We start from the raw sequence: 18,659 nt of genomic DNA on the forward strand, positions 1-18,659 counted from the left end.
AATGGCAAGGTTGGATACCTCCAACCAAGCATACTGAAAGTGTAAAGAATGTCGCCGGTTTAAGATGTAAACTATGTCGCCGGTTTGTACACCCCAGCCCCTTCTCCCAATTCTGGGAGAAGGGGAGCCAGAGTTTATGTGTTAGGACTTGAAATCAAATATCTTAACTTGAAATCTCAATCTTAAATCCGACTCCCCCTCTCCCAGAATTGGGAGAGGGGGCCGGGGGATGAGGGCCAATAGAAAAGCCCCGTCGCAGTGCGACGGGGCTCAATCTTTGTTTGCGCGGAGCGCGAATATGTCGAGTACTTAGTGTTGGACGCGCTCGGGGTAAACGCTGATGCGGCGGGTGGCCTTGCTGTGTCCCTCGAACTCGACGAAGCCGTCGATCAAGGAGTACAGGGTGTGGTCCCGGCCCATGCCGACATTGACTCCCGGATCGAACTGGGTGCCGCGCTGGCGGAGCAGGATGTTGCCCGCACGAACTTCTTCGCCGGCGAATTCTTTCACGCCGAGCATCTTGGGGTTGCTGTCGCGTCCATTACGTGTGGACCCGACGCCCTTTTTATGGGCCATGGTAAACTCTCCTGATTGAAATAATGGCGGATGAACCAACGCTGACGGCGATTAGCCGGCGCTGATGGACTCGATCTGCACACGCGTGATCTGCTGGCGATGTCCCCAATGCTTGCGGACGTTCTTCTTCGCCTTATAGGTGAAGGCGTCGATCTTCTTCGCTTTGGCTTGAGCCAGGATCTTCGCGGTCACAGTCGCGCCTGCAACGACGGGAACGCCCCACTGAGGGGTGTCACCACCGATAAAAAGCACCTCGCCCAGTGTCACGGTGTCGCCAGCGGCGCCTTCGAACTTATCGACCGCGATAATGTTCTTCTCTTCAACTCGATATTGCTTTCCGCCGGCGCGGACGATAGCGTACATGCTTTCGTTTCCTTTCGCAATCAACAAGACAACGGCTAGTAGTATGACAGAAACGACCAGCCGTTGTCAAGGGTTAATGGTCATATATTTACTGTGAATGGCGTGAAACACGCGCACAAATGCGCTAAAACCCAAATTTTCGCGTTGAGTTTTAGCGCAAATCTTTAATTCGAAGGCGTCCGCTCACGAGGCTGGTGGCGTTCGCCGCCGCCCGTACGCTCGCCGCCGCTGCCGTTTTCACGGTTTCCGCCGCCCTTGGAGGCGCCGCCGACGACTTCGCCGATCGCGATGGAGCGGCGGACGTCGGTCAAACGGACACGCACGGTCTGGCCAGCGTACTTGGCGCCGTTTGCCAGGTCCACCTGGAACGCTCGCTGCGGCAATAAGTACGAGATCGCCCACGGGGCGCGCTCGCCATGCGGATCGTCGCGGGAGACGACGCATTCCACCGTTTGCCCACGGCGCGGAACGGCCAGGGTCTGCTCGACCTTTTGGATCGAGGTCTGGTCGATGTCGTATTTCTCGACATGGTGCCAGGACGGGCCGGAACGGACGTAGATGGAGCGGCGCAGCTGGCGCTCCAGCATCTCCAGATCCTCGCCCTGCGCGCCGACGAGGTGCGCGGCGACATCCGGGTGGGTGGTGACCACGAAGGCTTCGCTTTGCGTCGTGGCGGCCAGACGGCGCAGCTCGCGTTCGACGCTCAGCGAGACGGTTTCGGCGCTGTCGACGCGGCCCAGTCCGTGGCAGTACGGGCAGATCTCGGTCATCGCCGTGTCGACCGTTTCGCCGGTGCGCTTACGCGTCATCTCGATCAGGCCGAGGGCGGAGATGCTGGAAATCTTGGTGCGGGACCGGTCGTCCTTGAGCGCCTTGACAAAGGCGTCCATGACGGTCTTCTTGTCCCGGGGACTGTCCATATCGATGAAGTCCAGGATGATCATGCCGCCCAGGTCGCGCAGGCGCAGCTGGCGGGCGATCTCTTCCGTGGCTTCCAAGTTCGTCTTTAAAATCGTATCGGCGAGGCCGGTGGTCCCCGTGAACTTGCCGCTGTTGACGTCGATTGAGACCAACGCTTCGGTCTGATCGATGATCAGCGAGCCGCCGGACTTGAGCGGAACTTTGCGGCGCAGCAGGCGCTCGATGTCATCCTCGATCTTGAAGAACTCGAAGATCGGCTTTTCGCCATCGTACAGCTCGATGCGGTCCTGAAGATCGGGGGAGATTCGGGAGATGATCTCGTGCGCCTGGGCATAGTCCGTCGGCGAATCGATCACCAAACGGCCGATATCCGAACCGAAGGCATCGCGTAAAATCTTATAAACCAGGCCCATGTCCTGATGGATCAAGGCGGGCGCTTGGGTCGATTTGGACTTCGCCTGAACTTCGCGCCACGTTTCCGTGAGCATCAAATAGTCCTGGCGAAGCTCGGCGGCGCCGCGTCCCTCAGCTTCGGTGCGTACGATGACGCCGAAGCCCGGTTCGCGGAAGCTCTGCACGATCTTCTTGAGGCGATCCCGCTCTTTGCTCTCGTCGATCTTACGCGAGACGCCAAGGTTATTGGCTTCGGGCATCAGAACAAGGAAGCGTCCGGGGAGGGAGACACGAGTGGAGACACGGGAGCCTTTGGTGCCGCGCGGACCTTTGACCACCTGCACGAGCAGCTGATCTCCGCGCTGGACAAGGTCCTTGATATGGAGGTCGCGGCGATCGCGGCCACGGAAGCGTCCCCCGCCCTCTTCGTCGTCTTCAGGAAGAATGTCCGCGACGTAGAGGAACGCGTTGCGCTCCAAGCCGATCTCGACGAATGCGGCGTCCATGCCTTGCAGCACGTTATCCACCTTCGCCTTATAAAGGTTGCCGACAACACGCTGCTCGCGCTCCACATGGAGCTCCACGAGCAGCTTTTCGTCGAGCACCGCGATGCGTGTCTCGCGGTGTCCGACGTTGACGATGATTTCTTTAGCCATCCAAAACTCTCTTAGTTAATGAGAGCGCAGGCCTGTCAGCGAGCGCCAGAATTGCTGGGCGCGATCGCGAAAGTTATTCTGCGCGGGGGAAGGCGATGGCGGAGCGGGCGCGTCGGACCACGGGGTCGCGGCGCCCTCCACCACGATAGGGATCTCTCCCGGGCGCAAATAGCCCATTTTCCGGGCTTCGCTCATTTCGCCTTCCGAAGTCTGCAAATAGGCGATGCGGCGACGCAGCGAAGCGTTTTCCGCATCAAGATTCTGAATCTGTCCGTTGGACGCCGCAAGCTGGGTGCTTTGTACGCTCGCCTCTTGGTACGGACGGATCGCTTTCGCCACAAGCGCGACTGCGGCGGCCGTCAGCATGCCGATAAACACCGTTAGCAAGGCCAGACGCGCCCAAAGGCCCAGGATGCGGCGCGGACGCCTGCGTCCGGTGCGCTTCGCTCGCCCCGTCGATGCCTGCTCGTCTCGGTGTTTACTGCTATGGCGGTCTATGGCGGTGTCCTCAATTGGCGAACACGGTCGTTACGAACGGGAATGGCGCTCGGCGAATAGGTCGCCCTGAGCGGATCATTCGGGACGGAGCGGCTGTCCGATCCGATGGATTTTGATAAAGTTGGTGCTTCCCGTTTGTCCGACGGGAACGCCGCCGGAAAGGGCGACAATGTCTCCGTCTTGAACGTAGCCCGACTTATTGGCGGCGTCGATGCAGATCTGAACCATACTATCCGCATCATCGGCCATATCCACCATGACCGGATGCACGCCCCAAATCAGAGCCAATCGTTGAAACGTCGTCGCGCGGTTCGTGGCCGCGATGATCGGCGCGCGCGGGCGAAAGCGGGACACGACGCGGGCCGTTCGCCCGCTGGCCGTGGCCGCGATGATTGCCGAGCAGTGCAGGTCCTGCGCGATATCGCACAGCGCCTCGCCGACAGCTTCCGTAATGGAGATACGGTCGGAGTTGGCGGCCGTGCCCTTTTCGTCCAGGATCTTCGCGTAGTCCAGCGATGCTTCCGTATGTGTGGCGATCTTCGCCATCATCCGGACGGTGTCATAAGGATACTGCCCCACGGCGGTCTCCCCGGACAGCATGACGGCGTCGGTGCCGTCAAAAATTGCGTTGGCGACGTCGGTCGCCTCCGCGCGGGTCGGGCGCGGATTGCGGATCATGGAATCCAGCATCTGCGTTGCCGTGATGACTGGCTTACCGGCCCGGTTGGCCTTGCGGATCAGCATCTTCTGGAGGACAGGAACTTCGTCGATCGGAACTTCCACGCCCAGGTCGCCTCGGGCGACCATGATGCCGTCCACGACTTCTAGAATTTCATCGATACAGGTGATCGCTTCGTGCTTCTCGATCTTGGCGATAATGGGAATCTTAGCGCGCGCGGCATCGCAGACACCGCGCAGGACGGCGATATCGGTGGGAGAGCGCACAAACGACGCGGCGACCCAGTCGACTTGCTGCTGGATGCCGAAGTGCAAATCCTCAAGGTCTTTGTCGGTAACAGCGGCGATTGGCAGCGAAACACCGGGAACGTTGACGCCCTTGTGCGAGGTCAAGAGACCGCTGACGACAACTTCGCAGACCAGCGAATCCGCGCGCTTGGACTTGACGCGCAGCTCGATCAAACCGTCGTCGAGCATCAAATGCGTGCCGGGAAGCACCGTCTCAAAGATTTCAGGAACGGGAAGGTTGATCTTCTCTTCGTCGCCGGGAACATCTTCCATCGTCAGGATGATTTGGCTGCCAGCGTGCAAATAAACGCCGTCGCCGGCGATTTTGCCCACACGGACTTTCGGGCCGGAAAGATCCTGCAGAATGGAAAGAGGTCGTCCCATCTCCTGGGCGATGGATCGGAGTGAGGAGATCACGGCGGCGTGTCCGGCGTGACTGCCGTGGGAAAAGTTGAGGCGGGCGACGTCCATCCCCGCTTCGATAAGCTGACGCAATGCCTCGGGGCTGCTGGTCGCAGGCCCGATGGTGCAAACGATTTTTGTTCGGCGCATGTCTGTGAAAACTCTAAAATCTGTAAAGAAACGCCGCAAAGCGATTCGATGACGAAAAACAAATGGGGCGTTCGTCCCGATCGATAATCAGGCGATTCGCTCTCCTGGCGATATTATAACCGGAAAACCCGATTCCCGTCAACTCAATTGTTCCTGAGGACTGTGAGCGCGGTGTGATGTAGTAGCCCATAGGGGATTTGAACCGCCTGTTTCCACACCGAGAAGTGCAGCGTCCTGGGCCGGGCTAGACGAATGGGCCATGAAGGTCGAAACGATTATACCCTCTATCCCCCGGCGAACCGAGGGGCCAGCAGCGAAACGATCGTGAAGATATTCAGCCCCACCATCGCCACTGCTGCAAATACGTACGCTCCGCGACGCGCCTGTGCGTTCGCAAGCAGGCCGCGCCAGCCCACGACGAAGAACAGTGTCAGAGGATAGATCGCGGGGTACCAATAACGCCCCTGCGCCTGGAAGTAAGTAAAGTTGAACTGGAGGAACGCGACCAAAGTGAGCGCCGTCAGCGCGGCGCACGCTCCGAACAACGCCTGCGCGCCGGCGTCCCCCTTGATCGTTTTGAGCCCCCGCGCAAGACCGATCACGCTCGCAACGCAAAGGATCGCCAGCAGGGAGTAAATTGCCGCCGGTCCGTTCGCAAAGTTCGGCGCCTTCTTATGCGGCTCCATTCCCCAGAAAGCGCGCATGGAATCGAATCCGCCCCAATACGAGGCAAACGCCCACTGGAACACGACGATCAGATATTTATCGAAACCGCCGAAGACGCGCATCATAATATCCGCTGTCATCGTGTATTTCGTGTCGTTAAACGCAGTTTGGAACAGATGCGATGCAATCGGGTCGCCGTAAAGCGCGTTGTTGCGCATCAGCCAGGGCAGCGCGACCGCCACTCCAACACCGCAGGCGATCGCGACCGAGACGACTGCCTGCTGTCCCGTGATGCGCTTTCCATATGCTAGCAGCAAAAAGGCGAAGATTACGGTCGGAAACAGCGGGGCCGCCAGCGTCTTAGTCAGAATGCCCAGTCCCAGCGCCAACCCGATCAAAGCCGACTTTTGATAGATCGCCTTCGACTTGTCCGCGACGTCTTCGGTCTGAGTCCAGCGCGCCAGACGCGCCGTTAGGAATAGTCCCAAGCCAATCACAAGCATCGTCAGCGTATCGTTCGTGACGGAGGCGCTGATGGCGATAAACCCCGGCAGCAGCGCCAGAAACGCGGCGACGGCCAGCGCCGCCCCGGGCTGCCTTGGCAGGATCTCCCGCGTGCAGAAAAACGCGACGAGTACAATCAGCGCCCCAATGACGATCGACACAAATCGCATCGCCCGCACCTGCGTCGCAGGATCGGCGCCGCGAGTGACTAAGTATGCCGGCGTGGCGAGGGCATAATAAAGCGGAGGCTGGTGCGCCTCATAGTCCTCACCGTCCTTTTTGAACACGGGCAAATGACCGCTCGCCAGCGTCTTCACATACAGCACATGCGCGTTCTCATCGGCGTTGTGCTGCTCCGCTACAGCGGCGGGCGTCACCTGACTGTATGCAACGGCGAAAACGACGAACAGCGCCATCACGCCCAGCAGCATCGCCCAAAGGCCGCGCGTCATGGAGAACGGGGCGGCGCGATTGATTTCTGGATTATCGGTCATGATTTCGGTCCCATGGTGGAAGAATGCGGCAGGGCGAAGACGTAGACGCCGTGATCCTGAAAGACCGGTTGTGATGAGCCCGCCGTCAGGTCGTACACCCATCCGGTCCATCCCGGCCCGGCCGCTAGGCCAAAGAAGCGTGGGTTGACCAGCACATGGGTAATTCCCTGGCTCTCATACCAGCGCAGCAGATCGTCCTTGCTCTGGAAGGTCGAGTATGGAATGTAGGTGCTATGGCCGGCTTCGCCCCACAAATAGGGCTTCTCGCTGTAGTAGCCAAATGGGTTGCCGTAGAAGACGACCTTGGCGTTTGCGGGCAATTGCGTATTGATATACTGCATCGCGGGATAAGGCGCGAAGCCGGCAGTGATGTAGTCGTCCTTCGACACCTGCCCGAACGCGACCGGCGCCTGGGCGCTCGCAAGCCGAACACCCACAAACCCCGAGAAGGCAAACGAGAGGACGGTCATGGCTGTGAGCGCCCGCCCGGTGATCGTGCGCTCCTCGCGCATCTGAACCACGACCCAGGCGGCGATCAGGCACAGCACAGGGACGAGCGGCAATAAATATCGCAGATACTGAGTTGTGGCGAACCAGAACACAAGCGATATCGCGGCAAAGGCGCCAAGGGCCTTGATCAATAACGGGGTCTGCCCCTTGCGGAACGCGGGTACGAAGAGCACGGCGAGCAGCAGCGGAGACAGCGCGATCAGTTCGCTCTGAAAATCGTTGAATGGCTTATCGCCCATGCCTTTGGTCAGAAACAAGTAGGTGAGCGGCGAGTGGCCCGGCACGGGATACATCGTGAGATTGAACGGCGCGAGCAGCAGGTCCAGCGCCTGGCGGCCCATCCCAAAGTGGGAGTTCGCGGCGTCATACGCCGCCGCATTTTCGGCGCTCCAGTACTTGCCGCCAAAGAACTTATAGTAGAAAGGAAAGATAGGATTGCCAGTGTACGCGATGGACTTCAAAAACCAGGGCGCGCCGACCGCAACTGCCGCAAGCCCCCACTTCACCGCGCCGAGAAGGGACTTTCCGAGATTTTCACCCAGGCTCTTATTGCGCCAGATCCAGACGGCGATGGCGAACAGAACCAGCGTCGCGACAGCGGTCGCCTTTGCGCTCAGCGTCAGGCCCATCATCAGTGCGGCAAGCGCGATCCAGCGTGTGTCCTTTTCCGCAATGCCGTTCACGAGCGCCATCAAAGTCAGCGTCACGAAGAACGTCGCGGCGAGGTCCACGTAAGCCGTGCCCGCCTCCCAGAAGACCAGCGGCAGCGAGGCGAACAGCGCCGCTGCCAGCGCGCCGACCTTGCTTCCCAGATGCCGCGCGCCGATGGCGTAGATCGCCAGGCTCGCGCCGATGGCGCACGTCAGATGGAATAGCTTCGCCAGCGGGACGCTCCCCGCCATCAGCCCCAGCGTATACCACATCTCCGCCGTAAAGGCGAAGTTCGAGTGGTGTTCCCAGGGAATGTAATAGATGCGATGCGCGGCCAAAAACAGCTTGGGATCGGCGAGATGGTAGGACAGACTGTCCCACTCGGTGTAGCCTAGGCCCGGCAGCGTATCCGACTTCGGGCCATTCAGAAACAGCGTCGGCGGACAGAAGTCCCCAATCAGCGCCACGGCTCCGAACGCGACAATGGCGGCGATCATGCCCCAGATATGCGCCGGGGGATGGAAACAGGTCGCCATCCGCTCGCGCGCTTCGCGAAACATCGCGCGGTGGCGGCAGCCGCCAAGCGCCGCCAGTAGGACGAGCCAGCCAAATCCGGCTGCCGGGTAAAGCAAGCCGGCGAGACCAAGCGCGAGAAGACCGTAGGCGAGAAGACCCAGTCCGATGGCGTAGCCAATGAGATTGCGCTCCAGCACGGTGGGATCGGAAACGAACTTGAGCTTGCGCGTCAGATTGCGTCCGACAGCGGTCAGGATCCAAATAATCGGCAGGATGAGAAGCGGCATCGCGGTCCCGTCAACCTTTCAGCGGCATCAGCCGCCCCGTCACCGACTGAACCGAAGCGCCGTCCAGCGTCATCGTCACATGTCCCAAATAGTGTCCGAACCAGCCCGCCTGCACCACGGGTACTTCCCCCACCCGCTCGGGTTCTTCGAGAACGACATGAGTATGTCCTCCGATCAGCAGATCCAATTCTGGACAGGCGGCGACCATGCGTCGATCTTCTTTGACGCCAATATGCGTCAGTGCGATCAGAACATCCACTTCAGGCCGCAAGCGCTCGATCTCGCGGCGGGCGACTACTAACGGATCATCGAACAAAAAGGCGCTGATATGCCGCGCTTTCATACGGTCCGTCACCATCGGGACCGTGACGCCGAAGATCCCCACACGCAGGCCGCTCGGCAGAGTCTTAATAAACGATGGAACGACAGGCAGCGTTTCGCCACGGTCTTCGCGCCATCGAATGTTAGCGCACAGAATGGGAAACGCGGCGCGATTGATCTTGGTTCGCAGCAGAGTGTCGGCGACATGAAACTCACGGTTGCCCATCGTCATGGCGTCGTAGCCCGTTTCGGACATCAGAGTTAAAATCGGCTCGCCGCCGACGCGCACGCCGATATTGCCGGCCGAGATAGCGTCGCCGGCGTCCAGCAAAATCACGTTGTCCAGGCCCGCTTTGGTCTTCGCGATAAACTGGGCCTGTTCGGGCGTCAGGTGGTTGTGAAAATCGTTGGTGTGGAGGATGTGCAGGGTCTGTGTCATTGGGATGGGGTGGCGGCGTTCGCGGCGGAGAGACGCAGATAGCGTGTGACAGCGTCTTCATACTTCGCCTGGCGACGCAGAATTTCATCGATCGCGTCGCGCACCGCGCCCGCGCCGCCGGCGCGCGGCGTCACATAATCAGCCCGCTGTAGCAGCAATGCATCGGCGTTCGCGACAGCAATGCGCACCCCGGCGACATCGAAGGCCGGCAGATCGTTCAGATCGTCACCGACATATGCGACTTGATCGGCCTTCAGACGGTGCTCACGCATCAGGCCATGTAACTTATCCGCCTTATCGCCCGCGCCCTGGATAATATCCGTGACCTTCAGCTCCGCCATTCGGCGCTCGACGGCGACGCTGCGCCGCCCCGAAAGAATGGCGACACGCAGCCCCATCATCTGGGCCATTACGATCCCGAGGCCATCGGCGACATGGAACGCCTTGGCTTCGCCGCCCCTGTCATCGTAAATGATCTTCCCGTCGGTCAATGTCCCATCGACATCCAAGACAATCCAGGTGACATCTCTCATTCCAGCACGATCCCCGCTTTGACCAAATCTTTCAGCATCAGCATCCCCACAGGACGGCCATCGACGTCCACCACGGGCGCTTCGCCGGCCTTGCTGCCGGGGTCGGGATGGAAGTCGTCCAGGCGCTGCAAGCCTTCAATAGCGAGAATGTCCGAGGACACGGTTCCGGGCGCGCGGTTCATGACGGAGAAAACAGATCGCTGGAGAAGGTCTTGGCCGTCCAGAAGATGACGGCGAATGTCGCCGTCGGTGACGAGACCGGTCAGTCGGCCTTCGCTGTCCACAACGATGGCCGCCCCAGCATGCGCCTTGGTGATCGCGAACACGGCGTCGAACATCACAGCGTCCTGCGAGACGATGGCGAGGTTGTCGCCGGTGCGCATCACATCGGCGACACGCAGCGTGAGACGCCGCCCCAGTGAGCCGGCAGGATGGAGCTTGGCGTAGTCGGAGGCGTCAAACCCGCGAGCGCCCATCACGGTGAGCGCCAGCGCATCGCCCATCGCGATCATCGCCGTCGTGCTGGTGGTCGGCGCGAGGTTCATCGGACAGGCTTCCTGACCGATACCGACATCGATCACCACGGCGCTGCTCTGCGCGAGCGTCGAGCGCTTATTGGACGTGAGCGCGACAATGGGAACTTGCAGGCGGTTGATGGTGGGAAGGATGGCGCGGATCTCGTCGGTCTCGCCGCTGTAGGAGAGCGCGATCACCACATCAGCGGGAGCGAGCATTCCCAAATCGCCATGCACCGCTTCGGCGGGATGAAGAAACAAGGCGGGCGTTCCGGTACTAGCGAGCGTCCCGGCGATCTTGCGCCCGACCGCCCCGCTCTTGCCCATACCCGTCACGACAACGCGCCCTTTCGCCTCCAAAAGAAGCGTCACGGCCGCCGTCCACGCGTCCGAATCCATCCGCGCGGCGAGCGACTGCAGCGCCCGCGCTTCCTCTTCGAGCACACGGCGGCCTTCGCCCAGCCACATATCACGGTCAACGCTTGCCATAGGGAGACATTATACAGAATTATGCGGGGGGATTGCAAGGAGGGTTCATCCATATTCATGGCGTTAGGCCCTATTCCCCCGGCGCTGAAGCGCTTTCCCCCTTTTTCCCAACAAGCCGCTTCGCGGGGTAAAAGGGGTGCTGATAACTACAGTCCTTGCTCGCTCGACAAGTAGGTGTGAAGAAGTTTGGTATCGGCTACAAAGCTGTCTCCTCACGGCTCTGTGACGAGTGAATGGAACTCAATGATTAGCACCCCTTTTACCCTGCGCAGCAGCTTGTTGGGAAAAAGGGGAAAGCGCTTCAGCGCCGGGGGAATAGGGACTGCGCCGGAGCCTATGCCCGCAGCCAGGGCGGCTGCGGACGGGTGCGCGCTTGTTCGATGACAATCGTCGTGCCGCTGGGGCCGGTGTTGAGGAACACGCGGTCCACGGTTTCCAGGATCAGCCAGAATCCGTGCCCCATGGTGCCGGCGGTCGTGTAGCCGCGCTCCAAGGTGGCGCGCGAGATATTTTCGATGGCGATGCCGCGGCCCCGGTCGCGCACCCAGACCTGGACGGCGCCGCTTGGATCGAGATAAACGTGGCCTTCGCCATTGCTGCCGTGGACGACGGCGTTCATCGCGGCTTCACTGGCGGCGGTGACCAAATCCTGCCAGCGCAGATCCGGAAGTCCTGCTTGGGCGGCGGCAGCTTGGGCGCAGTCGCGCAGGTCACGAATCGCCCCATGGGGCGCCAGAGAGACATGTCCGACCGTCACCGAAAGCGGCTCTGGAAACTCATCCTCAGATTGGCAGAGAGTCAAGCGGCCCTCTGTTACGCTGTGCAGAACATCGCGCAAAAATCCGAACTGGAGCTGCGCCATATCCATCAGATGCTTTTGTTCGAGGTCCTTCTGCATTTCATTGCGCAGACGCTCGCCATCGCGCAAATCCCTCTTCCGAATCAGCTCCGCCTGCGCCTTGATCTGTTCGGTCTTTTCGTAGAGCTCCAAAAAGATGCGAACCTTTGAGCGAAGAATTTCCGGATGGAAGGGCTTGGCGATATAATCCACGGCGCCGGCCGTATAGCCCTGAAAGATATCCTGCTCATGCGTGCTGAGAGCCGTCAGGAAAATGATCGGGATATAACGGGACTTGCTGCGCTCTTTGATACGCGTCGCCGTTTCAAAGCCGTCCATCCCCGGCATCTGCACATCCAGCAGGATCAGCGCATAGTCGTCGAAAAGCAGACGCTTCAGAGCCTCCACACCGGATCGCGCGAGCACTAACTCATGGCCGAGCGGCTCCAGCGTCGCCTCCAGGGCGATCAGGTTTTCCGGCCGGTCGTCCACCAGCAGAATTTTGGCGGGATGTGACATAGTTTCTTGCTCGTACCTTACCTTGGACTTCCAACATCTTTTGGCGCGGCCACTCGCCGCGCCAGCAGCAGACAGGCGTCATCCTGAAGCTTACCGCCGGCGAATTCACGCGCGGCGCAAAGCAGCTGATCTCCGACTTCGTCCAGTGGCGCGCTGGCGGGATTGCCGGCGGCCACCGCGCCGACGCGATCGTAACCGAATAAGTCGTAGCCTTTACGCGCTTCCGTGACGCCGTCCGTAAAAGCGACGATCGTATCCCCAATCCGAAGTTTCGTTTTCAAGACGGAATAAGCCGCTTCCGCCTGAACCCCCAGAGGGAATCCCTTCGCCTCAAGCACACGGACATTTCCCTCAGCATCCAAAACGAACGGCGGCTCCATGCCCCCGCTGATCACCTCGGCGGCGCCGGTTTGGAGGTTCAGAACCACAAGTGTGACGCAAGTGAAGGCTGCGATGCCGTCGATATCTGTATCGGAGGAGCAAAGGATCGCATTGACTTGCTGGAGGGACTGTGCGGGATTGCGCGAGTGCTTGAGAAAAGCGCGCAGCGTAAATTTGACCTCGGCGGTGCGGGCGGCGGCTTGCAGCCCTTTGCCGCTGACATCCCCGACCACGAGGGCGAGTTTTTGCGGACCGATCTTGAAGACGTCGAAGAAATCTCCGCCCAAGTTCGCCTCGTTCGAGGCGGCCTCGTAGCGGGTTACTACCTGGACACCCGGATATTGATCCTGAGGCGGCGACATTAGCATCGCCTTTTGCAGCACTTCGGCGATATGTCGGTCGCGCATATACTCCGAGTGCAGTTCGGCTTCCCGCAGCTGCTGGCGACGCAAAAGATCCGCCTGCTCCAAAACCTTTTCGTTCTTTTCGAACAGTTCGACAAAGACCCGGACTTTCGAAATCAGGATGTCGGGATTGAGGGGCTTCGCCATGTAATCGACGGCGCCCACGGAATAGCCCTGAAAGACATGGCGGTCTTCAAAGCTGAGCGCCGTGATGAAGATAATCGGAATATGGCGCGACCGCTCACGCTGTTTGATCATCGACGCCGTTTCAAATCCGTCCATCCCCGGCATCTGGACATCCAGAAGAATTACGGAAAAATCATCCGTCAGCAGGTGCTTGAGCGCCTCCGTTCCTGAGTTGGCCTTGACAATCTGGAAGCCTTCCGGCTCCAGCATCGCCTCCAGAGCGATCAGGTTCTCCGGCCGGTCATCGACCAGGAGAACCTTCGCCCGCGCGCGTTCGTACATCATTTCCCCGCTTTATGCCTGTGATTTGCCCAGCAACTCGCGCAGCATGACAAATAGCTGCTCGATATCGACCGGCTTGGTAATATAATCAGTTGCTCCAGCGTTCAGACACTTTTCACGATCGCCTTCCATCGCCTTCGCCGTCAGTGCGACGATGGGGAGATCCTTGAACTTCTCCATCTCACGGATCGCGCGCGTCGTTTGGTAGCCATCCATGTTCGGCATCATGATATCCATGAGCACCAATTCAATCGCCGGGTCTTTCTCCAGAACTTCTACGCCTTCTTGGCCGCTCTCGGCGAACGCGACCGTCATTCCATAAGTTTCCAGCACGCTGGTCAACGCGAAGATATTGCGGTAATCATCATCGACGATCAGCACCTTTCGTCCGTTTAGATCGACGGTGGAAGCAGCATCTTTTTTCGCTCGCGCGCTTTTTGCGGAGCGCGGGGCGGGCTTCGGCGCCGTCTCCGCCTTCGGCGCGCCGGCGCGGCCGTTTGTTTCCGCGTGCGGCTTACGAACGATGGACTCGGTAATCGGATGCAATTGTTCCACGACCTGCCGCGTGGCGTCCGGCAGATTGGCGACCACGCGGTGCAGGAAGAGCGCGCTCTCATCGAGAAGGCGATCGGAAGACCGAGCGTCCTTCGTGATGATACTGACCGCGTACTTCTTGAGCTGCGCTTCTTCCTGCCGAGACAAATCCTTGCTGGTATAGATGATTATCGGCAGATCGAGATAAGAAGGTTGCTGTTTAACTTGCTTGAGTAAATCCAGTCCGCTCATTCCCGGAAGACTGAGATCCAGCACGACGCAGTCGTATTGGTTTCGCTTCAATTCCGCCAGCGCTTCTTCGGCGCTGGACACGGCGACCACATGGACGTCCCCGCCGTTGCTGATCAGCTCGATAATGCTGTCGCGCTGGACGACGTCATCCTCCACAATCAGGAGCTCGCGAATTTCGCGCTCCACAAAGCTCGTCATATGGGCGAAGGCGCCGGCAAGCGCCTCACCGCTCACGGGCTTCTCCAGATAAGAGATGGCGCCCAGCGCGGTGCCCTGCTGCCGGTCCATCACGCTCACGACCTGCACGGGAATATGGCGGGTCGCCGGGTTGCGCTTAAGTTGATCGAGAACCGCCCAGCCGTCAATCCCGGTCAGTTTCAGGTCCAGCGTAATGGCGTCCGGCTTTCGATCCTGGGCCAGCGTTAGACCCGTCTCGCCATCCAGGGCGACCAGTCCCTTGAAACCCTGCTGCCGCGCGACTTCGAGCAAAATACCGGCGAAGTTCAAGTCATCTTCAATGATCAGCGCCACCCGGTCGCCGGTCTGGATATTGTCGCGGTCGTCGGCGACCTCCGTCTGGCGCTCCACCGGGGTCATGGAATACGACGGATCGGGAGCCCGGCGCGACGAAAGCTCGGCACTGCGCGTGGGAGTCTCCGACGCCGCCACGGTCGCTTCTTCAATCGCATCCGTCATCTTATCCGACATTTGCAGGGGCAGATACAGGGTGAAGACGCTGCCCTTGCCTGGCTCGCTCTTGATGGCGATCCGGCCGCCGAGCAGTTCGGAGATAACCCGGCTGATGGAAAGCCCAAGCCCCGTGCCGCCGTATTTCCGACTCGTGGTGCCGTCGGCCTGCTGGAAGGCTTCGAAGATCAAGTTGTGCTTTTCGCGGGAAATCCCGATCCCGGTATCCACGATGGAGAAGGCAACCAATCGGTCGGCGGGAATGATCGCTCCCGTGGCGTCCACGATGCTCTGCTCGGCCATTCCGATGTTGAGATCGACGTATCCCTTTTCAGTGAATTTCAGCGCGTTGCCAAGCAGGTTACGCAGCACTTGCTGAAGCCGCTGCAAGTCCGTTCGAATCGTTGTCGGCGCCTTGGGATCGACACGAACGTGGAAGTCCAGACCGTTCTCGTCAGCAATATGGGCGAAGGTGCGCTCAACATAATCTCCCACCTGCGTGAGCGAGACATCGGTCAGATCGATCTCCATCTTTCCGGCTTCAACTTTGGAGAGGTCCAGGATCTCGTTGATCAGATTGAGAAGATCTCCGCCGGATGTGTAGATCGTCTTGGCGAATTTCGTCTGCTTCTCCGTCAGGTTCCCATCGGTATTGTCGGAAAGAAGCTTCGCCAGGATCAGCATGGAATTGAGCGGCGTGCGCAACTCGTGCGACATATTGGCGAGGAACTCGGACTTGTACTTGGAGCTGAGCGCGAGCTGTTCGGCCTTTTCCTCCAGCGCCGCGCGGGCGAGTTCGACTTCTCGGTTCTTAAGCTCGACCTTGTTGTTCTGTTCGGCGAGCAGTGATGCTTTGTCCTCCAGCTCCTTCGCCTGCGCCTCCAGTTCGGAGTTGGAGCGCTTGAGCTGGTCCTGCTGGCTTTGCAGCTCCTTGGACTGGCTCTGCAGCTCCTGCGTGAGCGACTGCGACTGTTCGAGCAGTTCCTCGGTGCGCATGTTCGCCGTGATCATGTTGAGAACAACGCCGACGCTTTCCATCAGCTGATCCAGGAACGTCACGTGGATCTCGCTGAAGACCTGGAAGCTCGCCAGCTCGATCACCGCCATGATCTCGCCTTCGAAGAGGACGGGCAGTACAATGATCGTCAGCGGCGGCGCTTCTCCGAGGCCCGAGCTGATTTGGATATAGTCCGCCGGAACGCGCGTCAGAACGATGCTCTTACGCTCCAGGGCGCACTGCCCGACCAACCCCTCTCCCGGACGGAAGACACTGGAAACATGCTTTCGCTCGCGATAGGCGTAGCTGCTCATCAGTTTCAGCAGGGGATCGCTGCCCATGCTGTCGTTAATGTAGAATACGCCGTGGTTCGCGGAGACGAGCGGGGTCAGCTCGGACATGATCAATCGGGAGACGGACTCCAAATTCTTCTGTCCCTGCATCATACGCGAGAAGCGAGCGAGGTTGGTTTTCAGCCAGTCCTGGTCGGTGTTCTTCTGGGTCGTATCCTTCAGATTGGCGATCATCTGGTTGATGTTGTCTTTGAGCTTGAGGACTTCTCCCTCGGCTTCAACCGTAATCGTCCGTGTCAGGTCGCCGTTTGCAACGGCGGTGGCGACTTCGGAGATCGCGCGCACCTGATCTGTCAGGATGTTCGCCATGAAGTTTACGTTTTCGGTGAGGTCCTTCCAGGTGCCGGCGACGTTCGGAACCTTCGCCTGTCCTCCCAGCTTCCCTTCGGTGCCGACTTCGCGGGCCACCGTGGTAACCTGTTCGGCGAAGATCCCCAGCGTGTTCGTCATACTGTTGATCGTGTCGGCAAGCTCTGCAACCTCGCCCTTCGCTTCCACCTGGAGTTTCTGGGTCAAGTCGCCGTTAGCGACAGCGGTAACGACCTTGGCGATGTTTCGCACCTGGGTCGTCAGGTTCGAAGCCATGAAGTTGACGTTGTCGGTCAAGTCCTTCCAGGTGCCGGCGACGTTCGGAACCTTCGCCTGTCCGCCCAGAATTCCTTCGGTGCCGACTTCGCGCGCCACCGTGGTAACCTGTTCGGCGAAGATCCCCAGCGTGTCGGTCATGCTGTTGATCGTGTCGGCAAGCTCCGCGACCTCGCCCTTGGCGTCAACACGCAGTTTCTGGGTCAAGTCACCGTTGGCGACGGCGGTGACAACCTTGGCGATGTTTCGCACCTGGGTCGTCAGGTTCGAAGCCATGAAGTTAACGTTGTCCGTCAAGTCTTTCCAGGTGCCCGAAACGCCCTTCACTTCCGCCTGGCCTCCCAGCCGGCCCTCGGTTCCTACCTCGCGGGCCACGCGCGTAACCTCAGCAGCAAAGGAGTTGAGCTGATCGACCATGACGTTGATCGTGTCTTTCAGCTCGAGAATCTCGCCCTTGACATCGACCGTAATTTTCTGAGAAAGGTCGCCGTTAGCAACAGCAGTCGTAACAAGAGCGATGTTTCGCACCTGAGCGGTCAAATTCCCGGCAAGACCGTTGACGTTGTCCGTCAAGTCCTTCCAGGTGCCTGAGATGCCCTTCACCTCGGCCTGCCCGCCAAGCTTACCTTCCGTACCAACTTCGCGGGCAACACGCGTTACTTCTGCGGCGAAGGAGTTGAGCTGATCGACCATGACGTTGATCGTGTTTTTCAGTTCTAGGATTTCACCCTTGGCGTCAACCGTGATCTTCTGGGAAAGGTCACCATTTGCAACGGCAGTCGTAACGAGTGCGATGTTTCGCACCTGCGCGGTCAAATTCCCGGCAAGACCGTTTTCGTTATCGGTGAGGTCTTTCCAGGTTCCGGAAACTCCCCGAACCTCCGCCTGCCCGCCAAGCTTACCTTCCGTACCAACTTCGCGGGCAACGCGCGTTACTTCTGCGGCAAAGGAGTTCAGCTGATCGACCATGACATTGATCGTGTTTTTGAGTTCCTGGATTTCGCCCTTGGCGTCAACCGTGATCTTCTGGGAAAGGTCTCCATTTGCAACGGCAGTCGTAACGAGTGCGATGTTTCGGACCTGATTGGTCAAATTCCCGGCAAGGCCGTTGACGTTGTCCGTCAGATCTTTCCAGGTGCCTGAAACGCCCTTGACCTCCGCCTGTCCGCCCAGCTTTCCTTCGGTGCCGACTTCGCGAGCAACGCGCGTTACTTCTGCGGCAAAGGAGTTGAGCTGATCGACCATGACGTTGATGGTTTCTTTCAGCTCCAAGATTTCGCCCTTGGCGTCGACCGTGATTTTCTGGGAAAGGTCGCCGTTTGCAACGGCCGTCGTGACAAGCGCGATGTTTCGCACCTGAGATGTCAGGTTGGACGCCATATAGTTAACGTTGTCGGTGAGGTCCTTCCAGGTGCCGGCGACGCCGGGGACATCGGCCTGGCCTCCCAGCTTCCCTTCAGTGCCGACTTCGCGCGCCACCGTGGTAACCTGTTCGGCGAAGATCCCCAGCGTGTCGGTCATGCTGTTGATCGTGTCGGCAAGCGCCGCGACCTCGCCCTTGGCTTCCACCTGGAGTTTCTGGGTCAAGTCGCCGTTGGCGACGGCGGTGACGACCTTGGCGATATTTCGCACCTGGGTCGTCAGGTTCGAAGCCATGAAGTTGACGTTGTCGGTCAAATCTTTCCATGTGCCGGCCACGCCGGGAACCTGCGCCTGACCGCCCAGCTTGCCCTCGGTGCCGACCTCGCGCGCGACGCGCGTGACCTCTGACGCGAACGAGCGCAGCTGCTC

General features: G+C 59.6%; 13 protein-coding genes, 1 tRNA gene and 2 pseudogenes. All 16 read right to left on the reverse strand.

The features are described 5' to 3' along the window. Window positions 1-309: 309 nt before the first annotated feature. Entirely contained in the window at window positions 310-576 is a 267-nt protein-coding gene (gene rpmA, locus ABIZ35_RS19205; protein WP_119322288.1) for a 50S ribosomal protein L27, read from the reverse strand. 51 nt (window positions 577-627) lie between these two features. Beyond that, a complete protein-coding gene (gene rplU / locus ABIZ35_RS19210; protein ID WP_348221536.1) occupies window positions 628-939 on the reverse strand; it encodes a 50S ribosomal protein L21 in 312 nt (103 codons plus the stop codon). 164 nt (window positions 940-1,103) lie between these two features. Beyond that, entirely contained in the window at window positions 1,104-2,909 is a 1,806-nt protein-coding gene (locus ABIZ35_RS19215) for an Rne/Rng family ribonuclease (RefSeq protein WP_348221537.1), read from the reverse strand. 15 nt (window positions 2,910-2,924) lie between these two features. Then, window positions 2,925-3,296 carry a hypothetical protein gene (locus ABIZ35_RS19220; protein WP_348221538.1) on the reverse strand — a complete coding sequence of 124 codons (372 nt, stop codon included), beginning with the start codon at window positions 3,294-3,296 and terminating at the stop codon, window positions 2,925-2,927. A 186-nt stretch (window positions 3,297-3,482) separates the two neighbouring features. Next, window positions 3,483-4,925 (reverse strand): pyruvate kinase, encoded by a 1,443-nt coding sequence (pyk, locus tag ABIZ35_RS19225; protein WP_348221539.1) that lies wholly within the window; start codon window positions 4,923-4,925, stop codon window positions 3,483-3,485. A gap of 182 nt (window positions 4,926-5,107) precedes the next feature. Then, window positions 5,108-5,184 (reverse strand) — tRNA-Arg (locus ABIZ35_RS19230). 25 nt (window positions 5,185-5,209) lie between these two features. Further along, window positions 5,210-6,589, reverse strand: coding sequence for a glycosyltransferase family 39 protein (locus tag ABIZ35_RS19235; protein ID WP_348221540.1), 1,380 nt, complete (start codon window positions 6,587-6,589; stop codon window positions 5,210-5,212). Further along, window positions 6,586-8,553 (reverse strand): glycosyltransferase family 39 protein, encoded by a 1,968-nt coding sequence (locus ABIZ35_RS19240; protein WP_348221541.1) that lies wholly within the window; start codon window positions 8,551-8,553, stop codon window positions 6,586-6,588. Before ABIZ35_RS19240 ends, ABIZ35_RS19235 begins: the two co-directional genes overlap by 4 nt. A gap of 10 nt (window positions 8,554-8,563) precedes the next feature. Next, complete coding sequence (locus ABIZ35_RS19245) at window positions 8,564-9,313, reverse strand: metallophosphatase (protein ID WP_348221542.1); 750 nt, start codon at window positions 9,311-9,313, stop codon at window positions 8,564-8,566. Then, window positions 9,310-9,846, reverse strand: a complete 537-nt coding sequence (locus ABIZ35_RS19250) for an HAD-IIIA family hydrolase (RefSeq protein ID WP_348221543.1) — start codon at window positions 9,844-9,846, stop codon at window positions 9,310-9,312. The genes ABIZ35_RS19245 and ABIZ35_RS19250 overlap by 4 nt, the downstream gene beginning before the upstream one ends. Next, on the reverse strand, window positions 9,843-10,850 hold the full coding sequence (locus ABIZ35_RS19255) for a KpsF/GutQ family sugar-phosphate isomerase (RefSeq protein WP_348221544.1): 1,008 nt from the start codon (window positions 10,848-10,850) through the stop codon (window positions 9,843-9,845). The genes ABIZ35_RS19250 and ABIZ35_RS19255 overlap by 4 nt, the downstream gene beginning before the upstream one ends. A 334-nt stretch (window positions 10,851-11,184) precedes the next feature. Further along, entirely contained in the window at window positions 11,185-11,748 is a 564-nt protein-coding gene (locus ABIZ35_RS19260; RefSeq protein ID WP_348221546.1) for an ATP-binding protein, read from the reverse strand. Between the two features lie 39 nt (window positions 11,749-11,787). Continuing rightward, a pseudogene (locus ABIZ35_RS19265) lies at window positions 11,788-12,207 on the reverse strand (response regulator); the annotation flags it as partial. Window positions 12,208-12,224: 17 nt separating this feature from the next. Then, window positions 12,225-12,995 (reverse strand): PP2C family protein-serine/threonine phosphatase, encoded by a 771-nt coding sequence (locus tag ABIZ35_RS19270; RefSeq protein WP_348221547.1) that lies wholly within the window; start codon window positions 12,993-12,995, stop codon window positions 12,225-12,227. Between the two features lie 15 nt (window positions 12,996-13,010). Beyond that, window positions 13,011-13,460 (reverse strand): annotated as a pseudogene (locus ABIZ35_RS19275) (response regulator); the annotation flags it as partial. 12 nt (window positions 13,461-13,472) lie between these two features. After that, window positions 13,473-18,659 (reverse strand): HAMP domain-containing protein (locus ABIZ35_RS19280; RefSeq protein ID WP_348221545.1); only part of this gene is annotated, 5,187 nt, incomplete at its 5' end.

Origin of the sequence: Capsulimonas sp. (assembly GCF_039929585.1) — a bacterium.
Classification (GTDB): domain Bacteria; phylum Armatimonadota; class Armatimonadia; order Armatimonadales; family Capsulimonadaceae; genus Capsulimonas.

Coding starts and splice junctions, on each gene's coding strand:
- rpmA (WP_119322288.1), bottom strand. CDS start 576: ATGGCCCATAAAAAGGGCGTCGGGTCCACACGTAATGGACGCGACAGC.
- rplU (WP_348221536.1), bottom strand. CDS start 939: ATGTACGCTATCGTCCGCGCCGGCGGAAAGCAATATCGAGTTGAAGAG.
- ABIZ35_RS19215 (WP_348221537.1), bottom strand. CDS start 2,909: ATGGCTAAAGAAATCATCGTCAACGTCGGACACCGCGAGACACGCATC.
- pyk (WP_348221539.1), bottom strand. CDS start 4,925: ATGCGCCGAACAAAAATCGTTTGCACCATCGGGCCTGCGACCAGCAGC.
- ABIZ35_RS19235 (WP_348221540.1), bottom strand. CDS start 6,589: ATGACCGATAATCCAGAAATCAATCGCGCCGCCCCGTTCTCCATGACG.
- ABIZ35_RS19240 (WP_348221541.1), bottom strand. CDS start 8,553: ATGCCGCTTCTCATCCTGCCGATTATTTGGATCCTGACCGCTGTCGGA.
- ABIZ35_RS19245 (WP_348221542.1), bottom strand. CDS start 9,313: ATGACACAGACCCTGCACATCCTCCACACCAACGATTTTCACAACCAC.
- ABIZ35_RS19250 (WP_348221543.1), bottom strand. CDS start 9,846: ATGAGAGATGTCACCTGGATTGTCTTGGATGTCGATGGGACATTGACC.
- ABIZ35_RS19255 (WP_348221544.1), bottom strand. CDS start 10,850: ATGGCAAGCGTTGACCGTGATATGTGGCTGGGCGAAGGCCGCCGTGTG.
- ABIZ35_RS19260 (WP_348221546.1), bottom strand. CDS start 11,748: ATGCAGAAGGACCTCGAACAAAAGCATCTGATGGATATGGCGCAGCTC.
- ABIZ35_RS19270 (WP_348221547.1), bottom strand. CDS start 12,995: ATGCGCGACCGACATATCGCCGAAGTGCTGCAAAAGGCGATGCTAATG.